Source organism: Streptococcus sp. FDAARGOS_256 (assembly GCF_002289235.2).
GTDB lineage: Bacteria > Bacillota > Bacilli > Lactobacillales > Streptococcaceae > Streptococcus.
Genome location: NZ_NTGM02000001.1, coordinates 783976 through 810099 on the forward strand (window position 1 = coordinate 783976; position 26124 = coordinate 810099).

At 41.2% G+C, this 26124-nt stretch carries 24 protein-coding genes and 1 other annotated feature; of the genes, 2 read left to right on the forward strand and 22 right to left on the reverse strand.

The genetic code is table 11. The features are described from left to right. Positions 1 to 254 precede the first annotated feature (254 nt). Complete coding sequence (locus A6J84_RS04040; protein WP_049479726.1) at positions 255 to 539, forward strand: DUF3270 domain-containing protein; 285 nt, start codon at positions 255 to 257, stop codon at positions 537 to 539. Between the two features lie 63 nt (positions 540 to 602). Here the strand turns inward: A6J84_RS04040 and A6J84_RS04045 are convergent, their stop codons facing one another. The 21 genes from A6J84_RS04045 to A6J84_RS04145 all read right to left on the reverse strand — a co-directional run bounded on the left by A6J84_RS04045 (position 603) and on the right by A6J84_RS04145 (position 23740). Next, the gene (locus tag A6J84_RS04045; RefSeq protein ID WP_095726087.1) at positions 603 to 1940 is read right to left on the reverse strand and encodes a sensor histidine kinase; all 1338 of its coding nucleotides are present in this window, start codon (positions 1938 to 1940) and stop codon (positions 603 to 605) included. Next, positions 1930 to 2604, reverse strand: a complete 675-nt coding sequence (gene ciaR, locus A6J84_RS04050) for a two-component system response regulator CiaR (protein ID WP_000590630.1) — start codon at positions 2602 to 2604, stop codon at positions 1930 to 1932. The genes A6J84_RS04045 and ciaR overlap by 11 nt, the downstream gene beginning before the upstream one ends. Positions 2605 to 2712: 108 nt before the next feature. Further along, a complete protein-coding gene (locus tag A6J84_RS04055; protein ID WP_095726088.1) occupies positions 2713 to 5259 on the reverse strand; it encodes a M1 family metallopeptidase in 2547 nt (848 codons plus the stop codon). A 120-nt stretch (positions 5260 to 5379) separates the two neighbouring features. After that, positions 5380 to 5820: an ASCH domain-containing protein gene (locus A6J84_RS04060; protein WP_049518538.1), complete on the reverse strand. Its 441-nt coding sequence runs from the start codon at positions 5818 to 5820 to the stop codon at positions 5380 to 5382. Next, the gene (locus A6J84_RS04065) at positions 5817 to 6665 is read right to left on the reverse strand and encodes a putative PEP-binding protein (RefSeq protein WP_095726089.1); all 849 of its coding nucleotides are present in this window, start codon (positions 6663 to 6665) and stop codon (positions 5817 to 5819) included. The genes A6J84_RS04060 and A6J84_RS04065 overlap by 4 nt, the downstream gene beginning before the upstream one ends. Further along, positions 6643 to 7143, reverse strand: coding sequence for an NUDIX hydrolase (locus A6J84_RS04070; RefSeq protein WP_095726090.1), 501 nt, complete (start codon positions 7141 to 7143; stop codon positions 6643 to 6645). Before A6J84_RS04070 ends, A6J84_RS04065 begins: the two co-directional genes overlap by 23 nt. Positions 7144 to 7153: 10 nt before the next feature. Then, positions 7154 to 7852 (reverse strand): 3-oxoacyl-ACP reductase, encoded by a 699-nt coding sequence (locus A6J84_RS04075; protein ID WP_095726091.1) that lies wholly within the window; start codon positions 7850 to 7852, stop codon positions 7154 to 7156. Further along, positions 7845 to 8081 (reverse strand): DUF2829 domain-containing protein, encoded by a 237-nt coding sequence (locus A6J84_RS04080; RefSeq protein ID WP_095726092.1) that lies wholly within the window; start codon positions 8079 to 8081, stop codon positions 7845 to 7847. The genes A6J84_RS04075 and A6J84_RS04080 overlap by 8 nt, the downstream gene beginning before the upstream one ends. Before the next feature lie 91 nt (positions 8082 to 8172). Then, positions 8173 to 9207: a DNA/RNA non-specific endonuclease gene (locus A6J84_RS04085; protein ID WP_095726093.1), complete on the reverse strand. Its 1035-nt coding sequence runs from the start codon at positions 9205 to 9207 to the stop codon at positions 8173 to 8175. A 167-nt stretch (positions 9208 to 9374) separates the two neighbouring features. Then, a complete protein-coding gene (locus A6J84_RS04090) occupies positions 9375 to 11627 on the reverse strand; it encodes a glucosaminidase domain-containing protein (RefSeq protein ID WP_095726094.1) in 2253 nt (750 codons plus the stop codon). A gap of 110 nt (positions 11628 to 11737) precedes the next feature. Then, a complete protein-coding gene (locus tag A6J84_RS04095; protein WP_193756707.1) occupies positions 11738 to 12724 on the reverse strand; it encodes a dihydroorotate dehydrogenase in 987 nt (328 codons plus the stop codon). Further along, entirely contained in the window at positions 12687 to 13487 is an 801-nt protein-coding gene (locus tag A6J84_RS04100; RefSeq protein WP_095726096.1) for a dihydroorotate dehydrogenase electron transfer subunit, read from the reverse strand. The genes A6J84_RS04095 and A6J84_RS04100 overlap by 38 nt, the downstream gene beginning before the upstream one ends. Positions 13488 to 13733: 246 nt before the next feature. Continuing rightward, on the reverse strand, positions 13734 to 14114 hold the full coding sequence (locus A6J84_RS04105; RefSeq protein ID WP_061759792.1) for a VOC family protein: 381 nt from the start codon (positions 14112 to 14114) through the stop codon (positions 13734 to 13736). A 97-nt stretch (positions 14115 to 14211) separates the two neighbouring features. Further along, positions 14212 to 16983: a J domain-containing protein gene (locus A6J84_RS04110; RefSeq protein ID WP_095726097.1), complete on the reverse strand. Its 2772-nt coding sequence runs from the start codon at positions 16981 to 16983 to the stop codon at positions 14212 to 14214. Positions 16984 to 16996: 13 nt separating this feature from the next. Further along, the gene (locus A6J84_RS04115; RefSeq protein WP_042768379.1) at positions 16997 to 18661 is read right to left on the reverse strand and encodes a molecular chaperone HscC; all 1665 of its coding nucleotides are present in this window, start codon (positions 18659 to 18661) and stop codon (positions 16997 to 16999) included. A 175-nt stretch (positions 18662 to 18836) separates the two neighbouring features. Further along, positions 18837 to 19196, reverse strand: coding sequence for a 50S ribosomal protein L20 (rplT, locus tag A6J84_RS04120; protein ID WP_000124830.1), 360 nt, complete (start codon positions 19194 to 19196; stop codon positions 18837 to 18839). Positions 19197 to 19247: 51 nt separating this feature from the next. After that, positions 19248 to 19448 carry a 50S ribosomal protein L35 gene (gene rpmI, locus A6J84_RS04125; protein WP_001125942.1) on the reverse strand — a complete coding sequence of 67 codons (201 nt, stop codon included), beginning with the start codon at positions 19446 to 19448 and terminating at the stop codon, positions 19248 to 19250. A 32-nt stretch (positions 19449 to 19480) separates the two neighbouring features. Next, entirely contained in the window at positions 19481 to 20011 is a 531-nt protein-coding gene (infC, locus tag A6J84_RS04130) for a translation initiation factor IF-3 (protein WP_000848184.1), read from the reverse strand. A gap of 15 nt (positions 20012 to 20026) precedes the next feature. Next, positions 20027 to 20158: a sequence feature (ribosomal protein L20 leader region), on the reverse strand. Positions 20159 to 20230: 72 nt separating this feature from the next. Next, positions 20231 to 22471, reverse strand: coding sequence for a DNA internalization-related competence protein ComEC/Rec2 (locus A6J84_RS04135; protein WP_095726098.1), 2241 nt, complete (start codon positions 22469 to 22471; stop codon positions 20231 to 20233). After that, positions 22455 to 23105 carry a helix-hairpin-helix domain-containing protein gene (locus A6J84_RS04140; protein WP_095726099.1) on the reverse strand — a complete coding sequence of 217 codons (651 nt, stop codon included), beginning with the start codon at positions 23103 to 23105 and terminating at the stop codon, positions 22455 to 22457. Before A6J84_RS04140 ends, A6J84_RS04135 begins: the two co-directional genes overlap by 17 nt. Before the next feature lie 65 nt (positions 23106 to 23170). After that, the gene (locus A6J84_RS04145) at positions 23171 to 23740 is read right to left on the reverse strand and encodes a GNAT family N-acetyltransferase (RefSeq protein WP_095726100.1); all 570 of its coding nucleotides are present in this window, start codon (positions 23738 to 23740) and stop codon (positions 23171 to 23173) included. A 176-nt stretch (positions 23741 to 23916) separates the two neighbouring features. Between A6J84_RS04145 and ald the strand changes: the two genes are divergently transcribed. After that, complete coding sequence (ald, locus tag A6J84_RS04155; RefSeq protein WP_095726101.1) at positions 23917 to 25029, forward strand: alanine dehydrogenase; 1113 nt, start codon at positions 23917 to 23919, stop codon at positions 25027 to 25029. 50 nt (positions 25030 to 25079) lie between these two features. On the opposite strand, the gene A6J84_RS04160 is transcribed toward ald, so the two are convergent. Next, complete coding sequence (locus A6J84_RS04160; RefSeq protein WP_095726102.1) at positions 25080 to 26066, reverse strand: PhoH family protein; 987 nt, start codon at positions 26064 to 26066, stop codon at positions 25080 to 25082. Positions 26067 to 26124: the final 58 nt, after the last annotated feature.

Sequence of the window (26124 nt, forward strand, 5' to 3'; positions counted from 1 at the left end):
AAATCATCTTAGGAAAAAGCCTCAGCTTGCTATCAATTTATATAAGTTATCCTTACCTTTCTCAGTATATTTATAATATAGAAAGTTAGGTCATCTGTTTTTAAGTGTAACATCCATGCTATCATTTTCTCTAGTGGGTGTCAAGAAGAGCGACTTAGAGGATGATAAGAGACTTTAGTGTTTTTGTAACAATCCTGTAATAATTCTCTGCATAAAAAATGATAAAATAGTTATGTACTGTTAAGGAGAGAATCATGTCCGCAAGAAAACTAGAAGCTTATGAGTTTGAACAAGCTCCCGAATCGAAACAAACTCCGCTTTACCAAGATTACACACCAGAAGCCCCAGTCGGCCCTAACCTAAAAGAGATTTTATTTTTTGTAAATATCGCTTGTTTCTGTATTTTTATGGCACTTTTTAGTTTTATCTTTTTAGCCTTAAAATTGAACACAGCTTTATCATTTGTTGCTGCAATGGGTCTTAGTTTCGCCCTTTTACAACTTCAAAGAAAGATAATCAAACGAAAATTTTCAAAATAAAGGTTGGTACTACTACCAGCCTCTTTTCTAGTTATCAAAAAAGACAGTTATCTAACTGTCTTTTTATTTATTCTTACGTTTTGAAGGAGATTGGATAGCGATTTTAACTTCAAAAATTGTTCCTCTAGGTTTGTTATCTTTGACGCTAATCGTTCCTCGTAAGGCATCTACGATCTGCTTGGCCAAAGATAATCCAAGACCAAAGCCACCTTTCTGGCGGGTTCTCGCCTTGTCTACACGGTAAAATCGATCAAAGATTTTCTTCTTATCAGTAGCTGAGATTCCAATTCCATTATCCGTTACTGTTAGATAGAGGTGACGATCTGTAGCATGAACTACAAACTCAATTTTCCCATCTTCTTCAGTATACTTGATGGCATTGTCAAATAAGATGGTCATGAGCTGTTTTAGGAGTAACTGATCTGTCATGAAGGGACGATAAATCCGATTTTCATAGTCAAAAATACGATCATTTTCAGAAGCAATCAACTCATAGTTAGCAAAGGTTGTTTTAAAGAATTGTGGAGAAACTTCTGCTATTTCTGGTTTGATTCCATCATCTCGACGTGCAAGATTGAGAAGATTGGTCGTGAGGAAGCGCATGTTGCGAACTTCTTCAAGACTGGAAGCAATACTCTCGCTGGATTCCATGATTGTTGCCTCTGGTTTTCGAAAGAGATTTTCTAAACGATTTTGTAAAACAGCCAAAGGCGTTCTCAGTTCGTGACTGGCATTTTCAACAAAAGACTTCTGCTTTTGCATGCTTTCCAGCAAAGGTTTGACACTGACACGGGCAAGGTAAACACTGGCAATTAAAGATAGGAGCCAGAAACTAGCCATGACTACAACAATTAAATGCTCGTGGTTTTGGCTGATTTGCTCAAGCTGGCTGGTATTAATTAAAACTGCCGCATATTTGACATTGCTTGATACGGAGGAAGAATTGGTTTCCATCAAAATCATCCGATAGGTTTCTTCCTGACCGTAGCTATTGACAACTTGGATTTGCCGAATGTGATTCAACTCCTTTTTGTCCAGCTTGATCTTGTCCAAGCCTAAAAAGCGATTGCCCAGTAAGAGTTGGTTAAAATCCTTGTCAAAGAGCAAGACTTCCGTATTGGAGCTGACATTGGGCTTGATTTCAGCCTTGCTGGCATCCGCAGTTGCGGGTTGAATATCCTTGACCTCTTCGGTGGCCCGATTCAGGGCTAACTGGATAACCGCTTGGGGACTGCTACTAAGGGCTTGTAGTTTTTCATCTACAGAAGTGTAGAGACTCGAGTGCATGACCTGAAGGATAATCAAGGTCATAGCAGAGAAAATCAGGGTGAACACTCCAAAGTTTCGAATGAAATAGCTGAAATCATCCGCATACCATGTTTTTTTTAGTTTATTGAACATCTTTTAAAATATACCCGACACTACGCAAAGTTTGAAGATTTTCAGCAAAGGCTGTTCCCTTCAATTTCTTACGAACTTTTGAGACATAGACTTCTACAACGGAAATCGTCGTATCGCTGTCAAATCCCCATAGACGGTCAAAAATTTGCGTCTTAGGAAGAATAACATTTTGATTTTGAAGGAAATAAACCAATAACTCAAACTCTTTTCCGAGCAGTTCCACAGGCGTGTCTTCCACCTTAACCTCATTCGTTGAAAGGTTGACGACAATATCCCCATAGGTCAAGGTGTTTTCGTTAAACTTACCTGAACGTTTGAGAAGGGCTTGGATCCGCATTTTGAGTTCTTCTAGATAGAAAGGTTTGGTGAGGTAGTCATCCGCACCCAACTCAAAACCATGTCCCTTGTCATCCAAACTTTCCTTAGCGGTCATGATAAGGACTGGGGTTGTAATTCCTTTTTCACGCAATTCTTTCAAGACTTGGAAGCCATTTTTTTCAGGCAACATCAGGTCAAGCAAAATCAAGTCATAAACGCCACTTTCAGCTTCGTAGAGACCTTCTTCTCCATCAAAGACCTGCATGACATCTGCAAAATCATCCAAAAAGTCAAATACTGAGTTTGACAGGCCCAGGTCATCTTCTACTAATAAGATTTTTATCATCAGAAACTCCTCCTTGTTATGATTATTATACCAAAATTGCCTTAAAAAAACTCAACTCTCTCTTCTTTTCAGATAGAAAGTTGAGTTTTTGTTTACATTTTGAACGAATTAAGCCTTGCCATATTGGGCTACAACAGCTTCGACTGCTGCTTTCTCACGCTTAATCAAGTCAACACGCGCTGCGATATCCTTGATCCCCATGCGGATATTACGGCTAAGAGCTAGGTCAGAAAGTTGCGGTTCAAAGAATTCCTTATACTCAGCCAAGCGTTCTTCTGTTTTAAAGATGTGTGATGGGAAGATGACAAAGCTATCAAAGCTCATATCCCCACCAAGAGCTGCCTTGATCCAATCCCAGTTTTCACGCGCCCATACCCAAACAGTTTCTTGAGTTGTTTGGTGTCCGAGGAATTGGAGGTACCATGAAGAAAGGTCTTGTGGTTTCACCACAAATTTGTCCTTCCATGAACGAATCAAGGTTTGGATATTGTCAGCATCTGTACTGTAGGCTAGAGCAGCTGCCAACTGGCGTTTGAAGACCGCATCCGTCGCATGAGTGTAGAGGTCCAGATAAGTTGCGACCAAGTCCTTGGTCTCATAGTGTTTCATTTCATTGATAAGAACTTGTGCACGGATGGCTGCTGGAAGTCCTGCAAGGTTCTCCTTGTGAGCTGCAAAGATTTGGCTAGCGACTTGACTAGCTTCTGCATCATTGGAGCGAATCATCATAGAAACGGCCAACTGACGAACCAATTCATCCTCATCTGATTCTCCGTCTTTGGCTTCAAAGCCAAGACGGTCATAGTTATGACGAGCCAATTTAGCAACCAGACTGTTAAAGGCTTTCTCAGCTTCTGTACCTTCATCGATAAAGCGCTCAAGGGCAGAAATCACTTGAGAAACAGCTGAAACCACCAGATAAGACTCTTCCTTAGCAAGTTTATCAAGGACTGGAAGCAAGTCTGCATAAGAAATGTGCCCTGCTTCAGCCAACAAACGACGTTCTTGAACGATTTGCAGTTTGCTTGTGTTATCAAGTGTCTCTAACTCAGCAAGAACAGCATCTAACAAGTCTCCTTGATAGTCTGTAATGTAGTGGGCAGTATTTTCAGTATTGAGGCGAAGTGCTCCTTTGTTTTCAGCAAGAAGAGCGGCATAGCCAGGGATTTCGATACTTTCAGTTTCAAGTGTGTCTGGCAAACCTTTCCAGTTGCTGTTGAGTGGCACTACCCAGAGGCGGTTCTTGTCTTCGTGCTCACCGATAAAGAATTGTTTTTGCGAAATCTTCAAGACGTCATTTTCAACTTTGACAGTGAGAACTGGATAACCAGGTTGTTCCAACCAAGAATCCATGAAGGCTGCGACATCACGTCCTGATGCTTGACCAAGAGCATCCCAAAGGTGACGACCAATGGTGTTGCTGTATTGGTGTTTTTCAAAGTAAGCGTGCAAACCCTTAGCAAAATCAGCATCACCTAGCCAACGGCGAAGCATGTGCATAAGACGGCTTCCTTTGGCATAAACGATAGCGCCATCAAAGAGCGTGTTGATTTCATCTGGGTGTTTGACTTCGACGTGGACAGACTGAACCCCATCAGTCGCATCACGTTTAAGCGCCGCTGGAACTCCACCTGTTTGGAAGTCTTCAAAGATGTTCCAACTTGGCTCGATGGCATCCACACAGACGTATTCCATCATGTTAGCGAAGCTTTCATTAAGCCAAAGGTCATCCCACCATTTCATAGTCACGAGGTTACCAAACCATTGGTGAGCCAACTCATGTGCCACAACAAGGGCAACTTGTTGACGGCTAGCAAAGGTTGAGTTCTCATCCACAACCAAGTAAACTTCACGGTAAGTCACAAGACCCCAGTTTTCCATTGCACCTGCTGAGAAGTCAGGAAGGGCGATGTGGAGCGATTGAGGAATTGGATACTTAACTCCGTAGTAATCTTCGTAAAACTCGATTGAGCGAACGGCGATGTCCAGTGAGAAATCAAGGTTTGATAGGGGGTGGGCTTTGGTTGAGTAGACACCAACGAGAGTACCATTCTTGGTTTTAGCGGTTACCCCTTGCAAATCACCAGCTACAAAGGCTAACAAGTAAGAAGACATGCGAGGTGTTGTCTCAAACTTCCAGACGCCTGTTTCCTTACGGTCTTCCACATCAATTTCTGGCATGTTTGACAGGGCCACTTCACCTTCCGCTTGGTCAAAACGTAGAGCGAGGTCAAAAGTTGCTTTGGCTTCAGGCTCGTCCACACATGGGAAGGCTTCACGCGCAAAATGGCTTTCAAACTGAGTAGACAGGACTTCCTTCTTGACACCATCAACTGTGTAATAAGAAGGGTAAATCCCTGTCATGTTGTCTGTGATTTTTCCTGAAAAAGCGATGACCAATTCAACTTGACCAGTCTCAGCCAATTCGATATGAAGGGCTTCATTGTCATGGTCAACTGTAAACGGACGAGCTTGACCCGCAACTTCTACAAAAGCGATTTCCAAATCTTTTTGGTGAAGGGAAATACGGTCAGTCTTGGCTTGACCAGTGATGGTCACCTTCCCAGAAAAGGTCTTGGTCTCACGACTCAAGTCTAAAAATAAATCATAGTGTTCAGGAACAAATTGCGTAATAAAATGTTCAACTGCTTGCATAGTTTTCTCCTATTCTAAGTTTAAGAGTTTTACTCTTCTTCAAACAAACTTATTATATCATGTTTTGCTTTAGAAAAAAGGATTGGACGGTAATTTCCAAAACTTTCTTCCTTCTGCAGTCTAGAGTGGGTAGACCTTGCGAAATTCTTCCAAAACAACCTTGCTGTCAGGTGTAAAAGTCAGTCCTGCCTCTCTCAGCCACTCGGCGAAACAGTCCTCATGAACCTGACGCCAATAGGCTAAAGATTTGTCTCCCTCACCTTCCTTATAGGCATGGTCAGCAGAAACTTGATGAAAGGGCTGAACGGAAACCTTAGTAATTTCGACAATGCAGACAGCTCGATCTTGGCTATCTAAAATGATGTCAAAGGTTCCTTCTCGTGGAAGAGGTTCGTCTTCTATTGCATAGAGGTCGTAGGCTGAGGCAGTTGCTGTCTTTTCGCCTTTTAAAACCAAATCTGCCAAGAGATCTGCTTCCACTCCAAAAGCCCAGGCATCTATCTCATCTCCGATAGAGGGGTTGATTTGCTTGTAGTCATTCCACATTTCTTGCGGTGTCATGGGTTGCTCCTTTGTAATTTTTTACTTACTTCTTTTATACGTTTGAGGTGGTCTGGATGATCAATCTCTAAATTAAAAATCTCTGGAATAGAACTGTAGTGGATAATACACTTGATACCCATCTGATTCATTTTTTGTATGAAAGAAGTATTCAGATAGCCTGCTACAGCAAAGTCAATCTTTTTTATCCTTGCTTTATCCTGCATATCTCTTAGCATATCTAACATTATTGGACTTTCCATATCATGCCATTGACTGTTTCTCACAGTCGCAAAAACAAAAGAAGTCAAATCATTCATTCCAACTATAATCTTTGAAATACCAGTTTCCAGTATCCTGTCCAAGTCAAAATAAGCTGACGGTAATTCAATCATTGTGCCGACTTTTCCAGTAAAACCATGCTCACGCAATACTCTAATAGCTTGTTTTAACTGCTCAGCATCATTGATAAAAGGAAAAATAACAGACAGATTGGGATTTGTTTGATAAACTTCTGTAACGACATGTGCTTCAGCCTGAAATTCATCAGGACACGCCAGCAAGCGCCTAGTTCCTCTATAACCAAACAAGGGATGATTTTCATCAAAATGCTCTTTAGTCCCCTCTAAACAATTAGCTTCTGTATTTGTTAACTCTGAAAAACGATACCAAACCTCTTCATCTGAGTACAAGGAGCAAATGGTATCTAGATAATCTTTTACAAATTGTTGACAACTTGCTAATAGGATATTTTGATTGAGCTCTCTCAGTAAGTATTCCCCACGAATCATACCGACGTGGTGCAATAAATGGGGATAAACTTTTTCAACAATTTGTTCGCCACTAAGAGCTAGCTGATTTTGCATGTTTTACCTTCCAATTCTTATAGCTTGTCAGTTCTAATTCAGGAAATCCTCGTAACTCTGCCTTTACCTTCAAAACTAATGGTGATGCATTTTCTTCTGTGATTTTCTGAATATCCATCCAAATATATCCGAGTGAATCATTCGCACCATCAGAGACAGCATCCGAAATAGTAACTTGAGCTTCCTTCTTGTTTATCTCAACATCATACAAGGCCATGATATGGTGAACAGTAAAATTTGTTAACTCTTCCCTGACGAAAACATCGTAGATTCGAGGATTGGAGTAGCTTCTAACAGTATATCCCGTCTCTTCCATAACTTCTCTAATCAGCGTTTCCGTCAATCCTTCACCAAGTTGCTGACTACCACCGGGTAGATCATAACGATGTTGATAAGGGCCTCTCGTTTTTTCAATGCAGAGTAACTTCCCATTTTCAAAGCAAACAGCATAGACTCCAAAGTGTTTTTTGATTTCCATTCAACTCCTCCTACTTCAAAGACCAGCCACCATCAATGGTCAGGATTTGTCCTTGCATGGCGTTCGCTTTTCCACTTGCTAAGAAAAGGCTAATCTCTGCTACTTCCTCTGGCTCAATCCAGCGTTTGATGGGAGTTTCACTAGCCACCCAGTTCGCCAATCCACCTGGTTCAAAGTCCGCAGCGGTCATAGCTGTCTTGACTGCCCCTGGAGCAATCCCAAAGACCTGAATACCAGTTTCAGCATAGTCTAGAGCCAACTGCTTGGTAAAGCCAGCTAAGGCGTGCTTAGACGAGGTATAGGCGTGACCACCTCCGCCAGCTAGACTTGAAGCAATCGAACACATATTGATGATGATTCCTTTTTTATTTTCCAACATTTGTGTCAAATAATGCCGAGTCAATTCAACAGGAGTCATATAGTTGATTTCAAAAAACTCTTGAATTTCCTGCGCTGATTGTTCCAATAGGGGTTTGTAATCATCCAAAACTCCAGCAGTATTGCACAAGACATCCACCTGAGGACACCAGTCAAAAATTGGCTCCAAGTCCAAGGTCAAATCTCTCTGTAAAAAGTGAAAATCACGCTCTAAGAGTGGATTTTCACCTTGGTCAACTCCATAAACTTGATAGCCACTCTCTAAAAAGAGGCGAGCTTGAGCAAGTCCGATACCTGAACTCACTCCCGTAATCAATACACGTCTAGTCATGCACTTCTACCCAATCCGTTGCCAAAACATCACAAGGTGTCGGGCTCCACATGGAAAAACCTTCCCCTTCTCCAGACACGTTGATTAGGAAATAGGGCGTCACTTCAAGTGCAATCCCGTTTTGCTCGATGGTGTCAAAAAGTTGGACATAGTTTTCAGCCTCTCCCCAACCAGTTCGTACATATTTTTTCTTGGCCTTTAATCCAGGCAGGATTTCTTCAAATGTCATGATGTTCTCCTTTAATTCTACATTCTTCAATTAATTATAACAAAAAACCGTTTTCCAACGGCTTTTTGACTGTATATCTGCTAAATTCTTCCTACCACTGCAATCCGGCTTCTCTAATTTCTTTCTTGGAAGCGAATTTACCATTTGGTCTGTGCCATCTTCCGTTTTTATCTCTAAAGTAGCCACCTGAATTTGTTGATTGCGAGTTTGATTCCTGGCTTTCTTCCTTTTCTTGTGCGGCTTGGCGAGCTTTTTCCTGCTCTTCTTCTTTTGCTTTCTTTTCAGCTGCTTCTTTTTCTTCAGCCTCTTTCTTGGCTTTTTCCTCAGCTTCCTTCTTAGCCTTTTCTTTTTCTTCTTTTATCTTTGCATCTTCAACTGTATTTTTAGCCGTACCGTCCAAATAATTGATTTCCGCATTAGCTGAAACATTGTCTAAAACAACATGCGTCACTGAATACTGATCAACCTTTTCTTTACTACCACCCAATTTGATTTCCAAGAGTTTGCCATTTTCATCTATTCCCACATACTGCAATTCAATTTGTCTCGGAATCAATTCATCTTTCTGATAGATTGGGGTCACCTTGTAGTCAAGATAATAGTTTGGGTGATTGGCCAACCAAGAGTCCAATCGATTTTCATAGTAAAGCATGCTACTTTGGTTTTGGTCATCTGTTCCAGAATAATTTCCAGCATTTAGCCAGTTAGTCATTGGAACCAGATTCCTCTTTTCATCATTTAATCCGCTAAATTGGTACCCAACCAAATGACCACGACTCATCAACCAAGCTTCTTTTTTACCATCCCCATAAAAGAATTTATAGTTGTGCCATCCAACTGGATCATAAGTCAACTTGGACTCTCTCTTCTCAGTTGGCTCATCACTGTCCTTAAGTTGAATATGAGCACCCGTTGCGCGTGATTTAGAATCCAATTCCCCAAGTTCTAGTTGTTTCTCATTTTTAAAAGGCAAGAGTCCAGCTTCTTTAAACAACTTCTCATCAAACTTGATTTGCTTCTGTTCAATTTTTTCTTCTGGGACCTTTGATTCCGCCTTATGTCCAGAACAAGCAACTAGGGTTGTGATTGAAATCAAGGCAATTGAGAAGGATAGTAGCTTTTTCATAAAAATCTCCTTTTTATATAGTAATTAGATTAATATCTCCTATTACATTTTACTATCATTTTGTTAATTGTTCAAGAATAAAGAGGCTGTTATTATACTATTTCTCCTCCAATGTCCAAAATAAAAACGATAACCACTTTTCAGTAGTTATCGTTGATTTCTTTTGATTAGTCTTTCCCACCAAGTTTGCTGTTAATGGTCATCATGATGCTAGCAATCTTCTCACCCCAGTATGGATCAGAAGCATAGCGAACATTCATTCCAGTCGCTTTATTTCCAAGGTGGTCTCTGCCATAGTCGATGTAGTTCTCACGAATCCACTTGGCCGCTCCAAGGATTCCTTTATCCACATTATCAAAGCTCTTGGCTGAGAGATATGGGCTCGTATCATAAGCGGCAATACCAAAGAAGTTGTTCTTATCTCTGGCAATTTGACTGCGACCCCAAGCACTTTCAAGGGCACTATGGGCCATCAAGTAAAGGGCATTGACGCCATAACGTTCTTCAGCTTCTTTGAAAGTCGCTCCTTTACCTGCTAGAGGACTATCCTGCAAGTTCATCATCGAATACAGTTTATCCAATTCAGCTGCACTATAATTACTTGGTTCTCTTAAGTTTTTATAGAGGAAAGGATTTTTAATGGTAAAGCCATCAAAGTGCTCTCCATCAGTTGAGTAGTACTTCTTACCAATAACCATAGCAGATGTGTGTGGAGCTACTTTGATACTCGTGTATGGAGAGAGTTCATGGTAAAGGAATTTCCCATCACTAGTATAATGAGGGATAAACTCGCTTCCTTCATCTACTGCTGTCAAATCACTTTGATTCATATAGCCAGACAAGCCAGAAATCGAAACTGCAAGTCGGCCGCCTTTTCGCGTCGAGCTATCCAGTGAAACAATGCTTCCTTGGTTAATGTAACTCAAGATTTCTCCAGATGCACTATAGACATAGGCTGTGATGGGTTTAACTTTGTAATATTTGGTTTTATCCGCAACATGCCATCTACCAGAAGCATCCAAGGTATGACCATCCACAGTTTCATTTTTTGCCATATAACCGCCTGATTTAAGGTAGTACCATGATTGGTCGGATGAATCGTAGATTAATTCTTTCTCAGCCATCTTTCCATTTGACTTGAGGTAGAACCAATTGTTCTTGTACCATACCCACTCACTCGCAGCCATATAACCACCAGATTTGAGATAGTAGTAACCATTATCCCAGAGCCATTCTTTATTGGCATAATTTCCATCAGAGTTGATATAGAACCAAGAGTTATAGTTCTTGTCAAAGAGCCAACCTTTGCCAGCTTTTACACCACTGCTGGTCACATAACTGCGGTCAATCCAAGTTTCCGTAGAGAGGTAGCCACCAGATTTGAAATGGTAATCCTTGCCTTTGATGGTTTGCCAACCTTTTTCAGCATAGGTTCCGTCCTCTTTTAGGTAGAACCAAGACTGGTAATTTTTATCAAAGAACCACTCTGATTTTAGCTTGGCACCACTCTTAGCAACGTAGAAACGCTCAATCCAACTTTCTGTAGAAAGATAGCCACCTGATTTGAAATGGTAATCTTTTTCTTTGATCGTTTCCCAGCCTTTTTCGGCATATCTACCATCAGATTTCAAGTAAAACCAAGCATCATAATTCTTATCAAAGAGCCATTCCGATTTCAATTTAGCTCCACTTTTAGCAACATAGAAGCGATCAATCCAACGTTCAGTAGAAAGATAACCGCCTGATTTAAAATGGTAGTCCTTCCCATCTATAGTTAACCACCTATTTTCAGCATAGGTACCATCTTGTTGAAGGTAGAACCAACTGCTATAGTTGTCATCATAAATCCAGGCTTGTTTAACCTTATTACCATTTTCTGATATATAGCTCTTACCAAGCCAAGCATTTTTCAGCATTTTACCTTGTGAATTGATGTAGTACTGGTTCTCACCTTGAGTGATCCACTCATCTTTGGCCATTTTCCCGTCTTCTTTAAGGTAATATTTTTCTTGACCTTGTTGAATCCATTCTTTTTGAGCTTTCTGACCATCAGACTTGAGATAATACCAGGATTCTTGTTCCTGATTAAATACCCACTGTTCCTTTGCTTTAGCACCACTTTCAGTCACATAGTACTGGCCAATCCACGTTTTTGTAGCTAATTTTCCAGCTTCGTTAAAATAGTAATCCTTACCAGCAACAGTCAACCAACCGTTTTCTGCACGTTGACCATCTTCTTTAAGATAAAACCAGTTCTGATACGTTTGGTCATAGATCCATTGGTTGGTTGCTGGTTTCCCGTCTGCTTTGAGGTAGGTCTTTCCTTGCCACGTCCCCTCTTCTGCTTTTGCTGTCTCCACTACAGTAAAAAAACACCCCAATAAGCTAGCACTTACTAGGGCCACTTTCCATCGTTTCATTTAAATGCTCCAATAACGTTTTCTAAACCCTATTGTAACATAGTTAATAGACGGAAATATTACAAATTGATGAAGATTCTATTTCTTGTTGACGATAAGGAAGACCTAGCTTATCTCAGACTGGCTTTGACTTCCTGACGGAGATTTTCCAAACTGCTAATGCCATATTTATCCATGACTTTTGGTAGATGTTCGATGATATCAGGACAGGCATAAGGATTGGTAAAGTTGGCTGTTCCAACTCCGATGGCAGACGCTCCAGCCAGATACATTTCTAGCGCTGCTTCAGCCGAATCCACTCCCCCCATTCCAATGATGGGAAGGTCGGTTGTTTGGGCGACTTGTCGGATGAGTTTGAGGGCTACTGGAAAAACTGCTGGACCTGACATTCCACCTGTTCCATTGGCTAGGATTGGTTTTCTAGTTTTGAGGTCAAAGCGCATACCGACAAGGGTATTGATCATGGTTAAGCCACTTGCTCCTGCATCTTCTGCGGCTTTGGCGATGGTGACAACATCCGTTACACTAGGGGTTAATTTAACATAAACTGGCACATCAGAGGCTTCCACAGCTGCCTTTACCACTTCATAAGCCAAGTCAGGATCTTGCCCAATCAAAAGTCCATGATTGCCGTGATCCACATTCGGACAAGAGATATTAAGCTCGATAGCTTTTACATTTGCAGCCTTAGAAATTCCTCGAGAAACGGCAGCGTACTCTTGTTTTGAAAAGCCTGCAACATTTGCGATGATAGGAAGCCTAGGATACTCTCTTTCCAGCCAAGGCAACTTTTCAGCTAAAACAGCTTCTAAACCTGGATTTTGCAAACCGATTGCATTGAGCATACCTGCAGGCGTTTCTGCCACCCTAGGAGTTGGATTGCCAAAACGGGGTTCTAGAGTCGTTGCCTTGATCATAATAGAGCCTAAAAGGTCCAAATCATAGTACTTGGAATATTCCTGACCAAAACCAAAACAGCCTGATGCTGGAATAATTGGATTTTTCAAATCCAAACCCGGTAGAGAAACTTGTAAACGATTTGTAGTCATCACTTTCTCCTTATAATACAACTGTTCCTGTGTGGAAAACAGGGCCATCTTCACAGACGCGTTGGCTGACAGTCTCACTATCTGGCACTTTTAGAACACAGGCATAGCAAGCCCCCATCCCACAAGCCATACGGGATTCCAGAGATAGGTAGGCTCTTGGATGATCATAAAACCTTTGATTGATATACTTCATCATTCCAGGCGCCCCACATGAGTAAACAGCATCAAATTGACTGTCTAAGTCATTGATGACGACAGAAACATTTCCCTTTATACCATAAGAACCATCATCTGTCGTTACAAAAACCTGACCATATTGGGCCAATTCTGTTTCGAGAATAACAGCATCCTTGTTGGCAAAACCAAGGACTGTCACTACTGTTACCCCACGCGCATGCAATTCCTTGGCTACTTCGAGCAAGGGCGGAACACCAATACCCCCACCAACGAGGAGGACTTGACTCTGGTCGTCTAGGTCAGACAAGTCAAAACCATTTCCCTGAGGTCCCATCACATCAAGAGTATCTCCCTGACTTAAGGTTGAAAAAATAGCGGTCCCAGCCCCCTCAATCCGATAAATGAGGTGGCACTGCTTGTTTGCCTTGTCAATAGACGAAATTGAAATAGGGCGACGCAAGAGATGGGCATCATCAGGCACACGCAGATGAAGAAATTGGCCTGCTCGCATGGCTTCAACCATTTCCCCTTCTAGGACTAATTCAAAGATTGCTGGCGCAATTTCCTCTTGTGCGACCACCTTCATGGTTTCCAAACGAATGGCACCCAAACGTTTCTTACATGTGGGATTCATGACTTTTCCTCCTTAAATTTAAGGGGACCAGATAAAGAAAAGACCTTGCTAATGCAAGGCCTCAGTTGGGTTAGGCTAGAACTCATGCGCACACTTAAAAAGTCTCCACAGAGAGTCCCCTATCCCTTTTATCTGACACCTTGTGAGTCTCTCTGGACTCCCCTTAAAGGTTAAATTTGTATTAGTATACTCTTTCAAAGAAAAAAAGTCAAGTAGAAAACGAACATTCTACTTGATCTTACTGGATTATTTTTCACGAATGACTTCGACCTTGTAGCCATCAGGATCCTTGACAAAGTAATAGTTTGGTGCAGTTCCTGGAAGTCCATTAGGGGCTGTCACCTCATAGCCTTTAGCGCTATGTTCTTGATGTAGGGCCTCAAGGTCAGGTGTACTGAGGGCGATATGGGCGAAGCCATCTCCTACCACATAAGGACCGTGATCATAGTTATAGGTTAACTCCAACTCGTAGTCATCACCCTCAAGTCCTAGATAGACAATGGTGAAAGCATGATCTGGAAAATCTCTGCGACGCAATTCTTTAAAACCAAAAGCATCTTGATAGAATGCAATTGATTTTTCAAGGTTTTCTACTCGCAAGCAAGTGTGTAACATTTTTGAAGCCATCTTCATTACCTCTTTCATTTGAATAGTTCTATTATACCTTTATTCAGGAAAATTTACTAGGAACTTGAACTAGAGTCCTCTTCTCTGCGCTTTCATTCTATGCAGAACTTTTGCGGTTTTCCTTGCGTATATTGCGAATAATGAGAAGCATGATAAGGACAAAAAGTCCTTCGAGGAAGTAGAACGTAAATTCACTGTTCATGATTAGTAAGTCTTTGTGATGATAGTTATTACCGAAAACTGAATTTGGTGCAAATAGGATTCGGAACAGTCTTCTTAGGAAAATAAAGATCTGCAAGCCATAAATCATAAAGACCTTCTTCACACCAATCATGAAGCCTTGTTCCTTTGTAAAATAAGACAAGGCAATTCCATTTAACAAGAGGATAACAGTTATAGCCAGTGTTTCATTTCGTAGAATAGTTGGATCAAAGATGTCTAAACGGCTGTGAATGTAGGGCAACGTTTGAAAGAGTAAGATTCCCAAGATTGCTGGTATGAAAATTTTCTTCAGAGATGGTGGAAATCCAGGACTAAATCTTGTAAAAGACAAGCAAATCACAAGGATTGCAAAAATATGGAAGTACATCATTGCAACTCCAGAAATGATCTGGCTTCGATTTACCAAAGCAGAAAAAAAACCAGCAGAAAGAAAGATACCAACAGGAATCAGCTTATCCAAAGAATAATCCCATTTCAGCCCCTGACTCACTTGAAAACCATCGATGAAGCTGAAAAATGTAATGAACATAAGAGCACCGATGAGACCAAACGGTAAGGATGGAATGACGAGGGTTAATAATAAGATTAATAGGAACCATGGATGAGGACTGTAGTAGAATTTCCGTTTTTCTCCTCTAGCAGTCACTCCCTCCTCAATCGGTGTTTTCCTTAATTTTAGCATATAGACGTAAAAGAGTGAAAACATGCCAGCATGAACCCATGAATTATAACCAGGTCGCTCTATAATACTGAGCAGCAAACTCACAATCGTAAAGAGACCAGAGAAAATCTGAAGAAACTTATTATTAAATACCTGTCTTTTTTTCCAATCCAAATAAGAGAGCTTGGCCTTTGGATGACTAAGTTCATAAGCATAAACTGTCATCTCTTCTAGTTTCTGGTCTGTCTCCTCCGTCATCATTTGGGGAGCCATTTTAGAAGTAGGAAAAGGAGCTAAAATATATCTCAGGAGCTCGCCATCTGTAAATCGATGGTACTCCTTATAGATCTGTTGGAGTAAAATCGTTAGAATACGTGGTCTTCCTTTAAAGTAGCTTCTCCACTTCTCCCAATCATTGATATCTTCATCGCTCTTAGTGAGCTTATCCATATAAAGATAACCTTCATTGTACCAGTAATCAAAATTTTCTTTTTTATTTAGTGCGTACTCCTCTACCACTGAAGGATAGGAATGGATACTCTTCCAGAAATGGAGTTTTTTCAGGTAAGGATTTGATTCCTCATCTCTGTAACGCTCTACAAATTGGAGAACGAGGGCTAACACTTTCGCATTGGTTAAAGGATAGACGTCCACCTTTTCTAACAAATCAAGTAGGAGATTGTGATTTTTAACTGTTTCAAAAAGGTATTGCCAATCACGTAACAGTTTGTAGTCGTCTTCATAGCGAGCATGGAGCAACTCATAGAAGGCTGCCTCAACTTCATCTGGATTATCTAGAGAGTAGTGACTAAAGTCAACGTTTTCTCCCAGCTCCCCTTTTACTTCGTCTAAGTAATCAGCCAAGTCATTCAAGAGTGGATAATCCTCTTCAAATATGACTTGTCGGTTTTTTTCTAGAATATAGGTTAAAACGGGCACACTCTTGATTATCTGACGATTTTGATTTACTTGATCTAAGACCATAAAGGCCAGATAGGGGTGCTTGAAAAACTCTATCCAAGAGCTCAATTGATTTGCTTTGTTAGAATCTTGGAGAATTTCTTGGCAAAGTTGATAAGAATAATAGAATTCTTCAGTGGCTTCATGTGCGCTTTCAAGCGAACTGCCTTCCTCTTCTGCTATATCTCTTTTAACTTTCCAATACTTCAGTTTATAGTAATAGCCCCAGTACTTAAAGTCAGGTATATAATCTTCCAGCAAGGGAATGAGGATAGAGAATTGCTCCGGTTTGTTAAAAATATAAACATCCATTTCCTCTAAAACGGATTGAACAATGTCCATATCATACTGATACTGATGAAAGAACTGACGCCATAGATGTTCTTGCTCTTCTCGGTTATAGCCGTCGTTTCCAACAATACTTTCAATCGCATTTCGGATCAGATAGGTTCCTTCATTATAACCACTAAAGTCAAGAGTAGACCTTGCTGTTCCTTCTTGCCCTTGGTTCTCTTCATTATCAAACGTTTCAAAATTGAGGGGATTCGTAGCTCTTTCTTCAGAATCTCCATTTAGCTGAACTTCCTCATCATAGTCACCAAAGTCAAGGGTGGACTTTTGCTCATCCTCTTCCGCTTTAAAGGTTTCAAAGTTAAAGGAATTGCTTGTTTTATCAGTCGATTGCTGATAATCACTAAAATCAAGACTAGATCTTTCAGACTCTTCGTTCTCAGTTTTCCTTTCTTCAGTCAAGTTTTCAAAGTTGAGACTAGAGTTAGGTTTTTCATTCGCCTCTTCTTCAAGTTCAGTAGCTTCTTGAGAGTCAATCGCTTTTCTTAGACTATTTTCTGGTCTTGTGTTTCTAGACCTCGCATAAGTCAAGGCTTTTTGGTAAGCTTCAACAATTTCTTGGTAAATTTCTGGTTGGTCTTCTGGGTGATAGAGCCGAACCAGTTCAGCATAACGCCTTCTAATAAGCTTGACGTCAGTCGTTGGCTCTATCCCTAAAGTTTCCCATATATTCATAAGGTCTCCTCTTTTACAGTCCTCGCTCTAGGAAGTCTAGATAGTTTGAAAATGATTGATAGAGTTTTGGCAAATGATAAACAGATGCTTGGCTGACCTCTTCTTCAAATCGTCTAGTTTCAGCCATTAGCTCATCTCTTCTTCTCCCCAAGAGCATACTGTACACGCGATTCGCTTTTTCAATCAAGAAACGATAAACCTCTGTTTCTTGAGCATTGATCTTATAGCGAGTCAACTCTGCTTGCTTAGCCTTAATTTCCTTTTCTGTCAGAGTAACACTATCTTGGAGAATAACATGACTAAAGACTTCCTGTGTTGAATCAATTTTCACTTCGACATCCAAAATTCCATTTAAATCATAGGTAAACCGAACTGTGAAACTTTCATTTACTCTAGTATTGACAGGGACGGGAACTTCTAATTCTCCTAGGAACAGGTTTTGTGATGCCTTCATCATCTCACCTTGATAGACCTTTATCTTGACTTGACTCTGTCCCAATTCAGCCGTATAGTACTGCTCGATGCGTGAAGCAGGTAGGGTAGAATTTCGCTCAATAATCGGCGAAAAACGGTCTCCAACTATCTCAATTCCTAGTGTAAAAGGACAAATATCAGACAGCAACAAATCACGTATCTCACCCTGCCGTTCTTTTATTCCTGCTAGAAGTGCACAACCTCTCGCAATCATCCGATCAGGATCATCCGAAACCTGAACCATTTGATTGATACAGTAAGACAAAAAGTCCTGAACCAAGCGGAGTTTCGAAGTCCCCCCAACAAGAACAAAGTTATCTGATGATACATAGCTATAGCGCGCATCCATCAAGGCACGGTCCAAAACAGCCTTAACACGTGCTAGCAGAGGTTGACAAAGCTCATAAAAGCGTTGGTAGCTCAAGTCTAAAGTGTATTCTTGTTCTTGGTCCAGAACTGTCATCTTCACTTCTTCTTTATCATTGAGTTCTAGCTTTGTCTTTTCAGCCTGTACCAGAATCTTACTATAAAATTCTCGGGAAATCGTATCCTTGGTTAATTGATTGGAGGCTAAAAATTCCTCAGCAATAGCCGCAGTAAAGTCTTCTCCTCCCAATCGATTGTCCCCTGCAATCGACACGATTTCGACGATATTATCAAAAAGCTCCACAACTGAAATGTCTAGAGTTCCACCACCAAAATCGACTACAATAAAAGATTGATCTTCCTGGTTTACCATAGATCTTTTAGCAAGAGCCGCTGCGGAAGGTTCATTGATAATCCGGTCAATCTGAACTCCAGCAAATTTTCCTGCTAGTTTGGTCGCATAGCGTTGAGCATCGTTGAAATAGGCTGGTACACTGACAATCACTTCCTCAACCTTTTCTCCAAGATAGGTCTCTGCATCGTCTACCAACTTTCGAATGATAAAAGAGCTTAATTCTTCAGCCTTATATGCTCGATTTCCTATGGTCAGTTCATGCTTGGTCCCCATAAAACGCTTGAACTGAGAGACCGTCTTGTCCGGGTGGGTCACCAAGCGTTCCTTGGCAATTTTTCCAACTATAATCTCATCATTGTCATCCAAAGCCACAACAGAAGGCGTCAAATACTCACCAAAAGCATTGGGAATCAGCTTGACCTGGCCATCTTGGTATACCCCTACTAAAGAATTAGTCGTTCCTAAATCAATACCTACTATCATCTTCTTCTAACTCCAAATCTTTTTTAGATATTCCTATTATACAGGAAATATCCTATTTTCTTTGAAAAAATCTGTGATTTACTCTCTAAAATAGAAAATCATTTATGGAAAATAAAAAAGTTTCACCCTACTCTTGCGGTAAAAACCACGAGAGTAAGAATGAAACAGTTTGTCATTATTTACCAAGTTTTGCTTTAGCTGCATCTGCAAGAGCTGTGAAAGCTGCTGCATCGTTAACAGCCAAGTCAGCAAGCATTTTACGGTTAACTTCGATTTCAGCCAATTTCAAACCATGCATCAATTGTGAGTATGAAAGTCCGTTCAAACGAGCTGCCGCATTGATACGAGTGATCCACAATTTACGGAAGTCACGTTTTTTCTGACGACGGTCACGGTATGCATAGTAGTAAGAGTTCATTACTTGTTCTTTTGCAGTACGGAACAAGATGTGTTTAGCTCCATAGTAACCTTTTGCTAATTTAAGAATACGTTTACGACGTTTGCGTGATACAACGCCACCTTTAACACGTGCCATGTTTTATTTCCTCCAAATATTTCCTAGAATTGTTTACTTACTGTTAGGCTATTATTTCAAGCGAGTAAGCATTGCTTTGATACGTTTGAAATCTCCTGAATGCACCATAGATGCTTTACGAAGATGACGACGTTGTTTCTTAGTTTTTCCGTGGAAACGGTGAGAAGTGTAAGCACGGAAACGTTTAAGTCCACCAGAACCTGTACGTTTGAAACGTTTAGCTGATGCGCGGTGTGTTTTTTGTTTTGGCATGATTTTTTCTCCTTTATTTAACTTTCTGACAATTATTTTTTGTCAGTTGCTGGCGCCAACTGCATGAACATTTGGCGTCCATCCATCTTAGCTCGTTGTTCAATGATCGCAATATCTTGTGTTGCTTCAGCAAACTCGGCTAAAACTTTTGCACCAATCTCTTTATGGGTGATCATACGCCCTTTAAAGCGAATGGATACCTTAACTTTATTTCCTTTTTCAAGGAACTTGCGTGCATTGCGAAGTTTTGTGTCAAAGTCACCCTTGTCAATAGTTGGACTCAGACGAACTTCTTTCACAGTAACAACACTTTGTTTTTTACGTTGTTCTTTTTGCTTTTTCTGATACTCAAATTTGAACTTACCGTAGTCCATAATTTTAGCAACAGGCGGTTTTGCTTGGGGTTGAATCAATACTAAGTCAACATTTGCACTATCAGCCAATGCTTGCGCTTCGCTGAGTGGCTTGATGCCTAGCTGTTCCCCCTCAAGACCGATCAAGCGAACTTCACGTACACGAATTTCATCATTGATGAATAAGTCTTGCTTTGCTATGGTTTTCACCTCTTTTTTATTATTAGAGAAAAACAATAGCGGACTCGTAATAATACAAGCCCGCACGTTATGATAGCGTTTCTTAGAAACTTTTCATCCGTAGGGCCAGGCAACTTGATGTCACAAGGCGAGAAGCTCTCACTTCTGCTTTTCTCAACTTTTATATGATACCAAGTTTTCTATCCCTTGTCAAGATAAAAAGTCAATTTTTCGAGAAGTTTGTCTATTTTATCGAACCGTTTCAATTCGCCAACTATTCCATCCTTTAAAGCGGATAGCTCCTTGCTGGTCAGTTCGGTAAATCTTACTCTTGATATTTTCCAGTTGTGTCAAGGTTTCCTGATGAGGGAGTTTTGCTCGATTGCTCTTTCCAACTGAAATGAGAGTGAACTCCGGTTTGAGCTGTTCTAGGAAAGCTGAATTGGATGATGTTTTAGCACCGTGTTGGCCTGCTTTCAGGACATCCACCTCTAAGTCAGGGTATTGCTTTAGAAGATCCTTCTCTCCCTTCTCTTTCAAATTTCCTGTGAAGAGAAAGTGCTTATCCAAAAGTTTCCCATAAAGAATCAGGGAACCATCACGATCCCCATCTCCAATCTGCCTTGAAGATAGGACTTCTAACTGACTCCCAAAAATCGGCAAATTTTCCCCTGCTGTCACACTACGTACCTTGTTTTGACTTGCTTCTAGTTCCGCTACAAATTCCTTCTGTGTCAGACTTCCTTTTGATACTAAAATCTCCCCAACATAGAAAGCCTTGGTCACCTCCAGTAAATCACCAACATGTTCCTTGTCTGTATTGGTCAAAATCAGCTGGTCAATCTTGTCTACTCCTCGACTTTTAAGATAGGGAATCAAGGTGCGCTGAGCATTGCTGGTCGTCGCCTTTTCCTGCCAAGTTTGGATTTTCTTGTCAGATTCTGCTTTACCTCCTACATCTATGAGAATAGTTTTACCAGTTACATCCCGTAGGAAAATACTCTCCCCTCGCCCAACATCCAGCATGGTAATTTCATTTTCCAACGGATGCTTGGTCAAGAAAAAGAGCCCCACAATAAAAAGACTGATTCCTGCTAGTCTTTTGATGTTTTTCCTCATGTCATAGACCAAGGCTAATGAAACTAACAGTAGAATCAAAAGCCATGCGTTGGGTTGACCAAAGACCAGAGGCCTGCTTGCCAGCTGCGATACCAAGCGAATGACGCCCTCCAACCACTCAAAGACAAAGTTAAACTGAGTGACTGGGTAAACAAAAGACAGAATGAATAAGATGGACAAAAGTGGCAAGAAGACCACATCAAACAGAAAGGAAAAGACAAATGTCAAAAGGATAGACCAAGGCTGAAATTCTGCAAAATAGAAGGATAGAATAGGCAATATTCCTAAGGAAATGACCAGACTTTCCCTAGCAACAGCCTTGAGTCCCTCCTCTTCATTACTAGTCATGGTCAAGATAAAAGCGTATGCGCAGGACAAGGCTCCTCCTGCAGTTAGGAAAAAGTTTGGCATAATGATAAAAAGGACAAGGACCGTCAAGGCAAAATTATCCAACCCCTTAACACCATGTTGGGCCAGTAACTTTTGCAAGAGACTGCGAATGACCGATGCTGAAAATCCTGTCAGACCTGCATAGATAAGAGAAAAGGGATAAGTTAGCCACTTCAACTTTTCTTGGGTCAAGCCCAATCGTAAGAGAAATTTCTTAAAGGCATCCATAAAGAAGCCCACCTGCATACCCGACAAGGCAAAGAGATGGATAATTCCAAGACTGGAATAGAGCTCATTCATCTCCTCAAAGTCTGTGTCCAAATGTCCTAAAAGAAGACCTGTCATATAGTTGCGCATAGGATCTGGAAAGTGCATCTTGATCCAAACTACAGCCTTCCGACGTAAACCAGACAGATTTTCTCCTATATCCCAACTTCTAACCTGTTTCATTGACTGGATACTCTTGATAGTCAAAGTTTGGTAAATTCCTTGAGTCTTTAGATAGGCTTGATAGTCAAATCCACCAAAATTCCTCTGACCTTCTGGCTCCGAAAGTTTTCCTTCAAGTTCTATCTCATGAAGGTCTGTTAAGGTCTGAAAGAGCTCTTTCTCCTCCTCAGACTGGAGTTTATAGTAAACTTGGAAGGTATGGCCGTCAGCCTTGCCGCGAAAGGACAGACTGTCTCCATTGACTTTGATGGTATCTGGTAAAATCCGAACCCTCTCAACAGAAACCACTAGGTTTTGACTAGCTTGTGTCTGTTGCCAGTTTTGAAACAAAAACCAAAAACCAAAAACTCCACAAAACGCTAAAACTTTTCCAGCAGATTTCCATGGAAATTGGAAAAAGAGGCAGACGAGCAAAAAAACAAAACCTAGCAGTGAGAGATAGGACGCTCCTAAAATGGCATAGTAAAGCCAGAGTAACAGAAAACTCAGATAGATTAGGGGGATAGGGAAATTCTTAATCCACTGTGACATAATCTTTTAGCTTTTCTATGGTCTTAGCGCCAATACCAGAGACCTTCTTTAATTCATCAACCGACTTGAACTGGCCATTTGCCTCACGATGGTCGATAATATCCTGTGCTCGCTTTCCTCCCAAGCCTTTGACCTGTTTTAGTTCTTCCAGACTAGCTTTATTAAGGTTGATCTTCTTTTCTTTACTTGTCGAAGGAGTCGTTCCAGAGGCAGTCTGCTGACTAGCTGCTTCTTCTCCCTTAGTTGGAACATAGACAAGAGCCTCGTCACTGACTTTCTGTGCTAGATTAAGCGACTTACTATCTGCTTCCTCTGTCAATCCACCCGCCTTCTGAACGGCATCATGAACTCGACTTCCTACTGGCAAATCATAAATCCCTGGCGATTTGACAGCACCTTTGACATCCACTGTGATCAGATCTTGTTCAGGAGACTCTTCCTTTTCCTCCTTCTTCACTTCTTTTTCAGACGATGAATCCTTTGAAACGGCCGAAACTTCAGCTTGTAAGTTTGTTTCTGTGACGGGTTTCTGTGAAGTTGGCTTTAGTAGGAAAAATCCACCCAAGGCCAAACCTAAAACAGCACAGATGACAATGATTTTATACTCTTTGATTTTTTCGATAATTGTTTCCATATTTTCTCCTCTCTTAGATTATTCGCAAGAGAAAGAAAAAACAGCTGAAAAATCTTTTCAACTGCTTATTTATTTGCAAAATAGTCTTCCTTAGTCAAGACATAATGAACTCTTGTGACGATTCGTCCTGGTTCTTTATTATCCATTCTGGCATAGGGTTCTTCGTGGGAAAAACGCATACCTGATTTCTCCATGACCTTTCCTGATGCGGGATTGTCTTTATCGTGAAGAGCAGTCAACTTGTTCATTCCAATCTTCTCAAAAGCCAGTTCAATCACGGCCCGATTAGCTTCTGTCGTCAATCCTTGATTCCAATATTTTTTATTGATAATGTAGCCAATGGCTGCCTTCTTAAGAACAGTATCGATCTTGTGCAAGTCAATGGTACCAATAAACTTGCCGTTATTTTTTAATTCGATTCCCCAATGGCACAAGGGATTAGCCAAGTAAAACTGAGCGATGTTGTTCTTGGTTTCTTCTAAGCTTTGATTTGTTGGAAAAGTGTAGCGTGTATTTTCTCTGTCTGAGGCATACTCAAACATAGCTTCTGCATCGTCCAAGGTTACAGGTCGGAGCAACAAACGCTCCGTTTCTATTGATGGATACTGGGCAAATTTCACAAATATTGATTCCATGCTTTTTCCTCCATTAGAGCTTGATTCTCACTAGTCTAGCATAAATAAATTTGGATGACAAGTTTTTCTTGATTTTTGAAGCGGTTTCATATACAATAAAACCATCACATTTTTGATTTATGAACTGAAATGTGACAACTAAAACAATCCCGTCAATTGAAAGGTAGGTTATCTCTATGTTAATCGGAATCCCAAAAGAAATTAAAAATAATGAAAACCGTGTTGCCCTCACTCCTGCTGGCGTCCACAGTTTAGTCAGTCGTGGACATCGTGTCCTCATCGAAACAAATGCTGGTCTCGGTTCAGGATTTACTGATGCGGACTATCAAAAGCAAGGAGCTGAGATTGTCGCTACTGCTGCTGAAGCGTGGGCAGCTGAGTTAGTCGTAAAAGTAAAAGAACCACTAGCTTCTGAATACGGTTATTTGCGCGACGACCTTCTCCTCTTCACCTACTTGCACATGGCCGCTGCGCCAGAATTAGCAGATGCTATGTTAGCAGCCAAAACAACAGGAATTGCCTATGAAACTGTTCGTGACAATCAAGGACAACTACCTCTCCTCGTTCCAATGAGTGAGGTTGCAGGTCGTATGGCTGTTCAAATCGGAGCTCACTTCCTTACTAAGCAAGCTGGTGGCTCTGGTGTTCTACTTGGTGGTGTACCAGGTGTTCCAAAAGGAAAAGTAACCATCATCGGTGGTGGTGTCGTCGGTACACATGCTGCCCGCATCGCCCTTGGTCTTGGTGCTCAAGTGACTATTTTAGATATCAGTGCGAAGCGTCTCTCAGTTCTAGAAGAAGTCTTTGGAAACCAAATCCAAACTCTTATGTCTAATTCATTCAACATCGAAGCAAGTGTGAGAGATGCTGATGTGGTGATTGGTGCGGTTCTCATCCCTGGTGCCAAAGCACCAAAATTGGTGACAGATGAGATGGTCAAACAAATGCGTCCAGGCTCTGTCATCGTTGACGTTGCCGTTGACCAAGGTGGCGTTATCGAGACAGCTGACCGTGTGACAACGCACGATGAACCTGTCTATGAAAAATACGGTGTTCTCCACTATGCCGTTGCCAATATCCCTGGTGCGGTTGCACGTACTTCAACCATCGCCCTAACCAATGTCACTCTTCCTTATATCGAAGCATTGGCTGGCAAAGGATTCGCACAAGCAATTGCTGAAGATGAAGGCTTGCGTCAAGGTGTGACCACTTATCAAGGTTACTTGACCAGCCTCCCAGTTGCTCAAGGCCTCGATAAAGATCACACGTCAATCGACGAACTTGTTTAAAGCTATACACTCATTAAAAAAGAGCAGTTCACATCTGAACTGCTTTTTTGCTATTCTGTTTCTTCCTTCTTTTCTTCAACCTTAACTGGAGCTGGTTCATAAGCTCGGATAATCTGAGCGACAACTGGATGACGAACCACATCCTTGGCTGAAAAATGAACAAAGTCGATTTGGTGAATGTTCTTGAGCTTTTCTTGAGCATCAATCAAACCGGACTTGACGTTACGTGGCAGGTCAATCTGGCTGATATCTCCATTGACAATCATCTTCGAATTAAAGCCTAAACGAGTCAAGAACATCTTCATCTGCATGATGGTCGTATTTTGTGCCTCATCGAGAATGACAAAGGCATCATCCAAGGTCCGACCACGCATGTAGGCAAGGGGCGCAATTTCGATAATCTCACGCTCCATGAGACGAGTCGTTTGGTCTTTGCCGAGAATCTGATACAAGGCATCATAAACTGGTCGAAGATATGGATCGACCTTCTCCTTGAGATCACCCGGAAGAAATCCTAGACTCTCACCAGCTTCGACTGCTGGTCGAGTGAGGATAATTCGCTTGACCTGCCCACGTTTAAGGGCTGTCACTGCCAAGGTCACTGCAAGAAAGGTCTTCCCAGTTCCTGCAGGTCCGATTCCAAAGGTCACATCATGCTGTTTGACACTGTCCACATAAAGTTTTTGACCTAAGGTTTTGACACGAATCGGCTTCCCTGTATTGTCTTTGATAATTTCTTCTTCATAAAGGGCGACAAACTTGTCGATTTCATCGTTCTTGACCATGCTAATCGCAGTCACCACATCTGGCGTGCCAACGGTCATCCCCCGATTCACCAAGACCATCAAAGCCTGGATAACCTGACGGGCTTCCTCACAGGCAGACTCTTCTCCAATAACCTGGACAATTTCCGTACGGGCATGAATCACCACATCGAGCTCTTCTTCCATCAAACGAAGATGGCGCTCATTGGAACCAAAAAGATGGAACAAGTCATCTGGATGACTCAGTTGAATGTCTATTGAATGTTCCTTCAAATAAAGAACCTCTCTAATCCGTTTATTTCTTTTTATTATAGCAAAGAGAACAATAAAA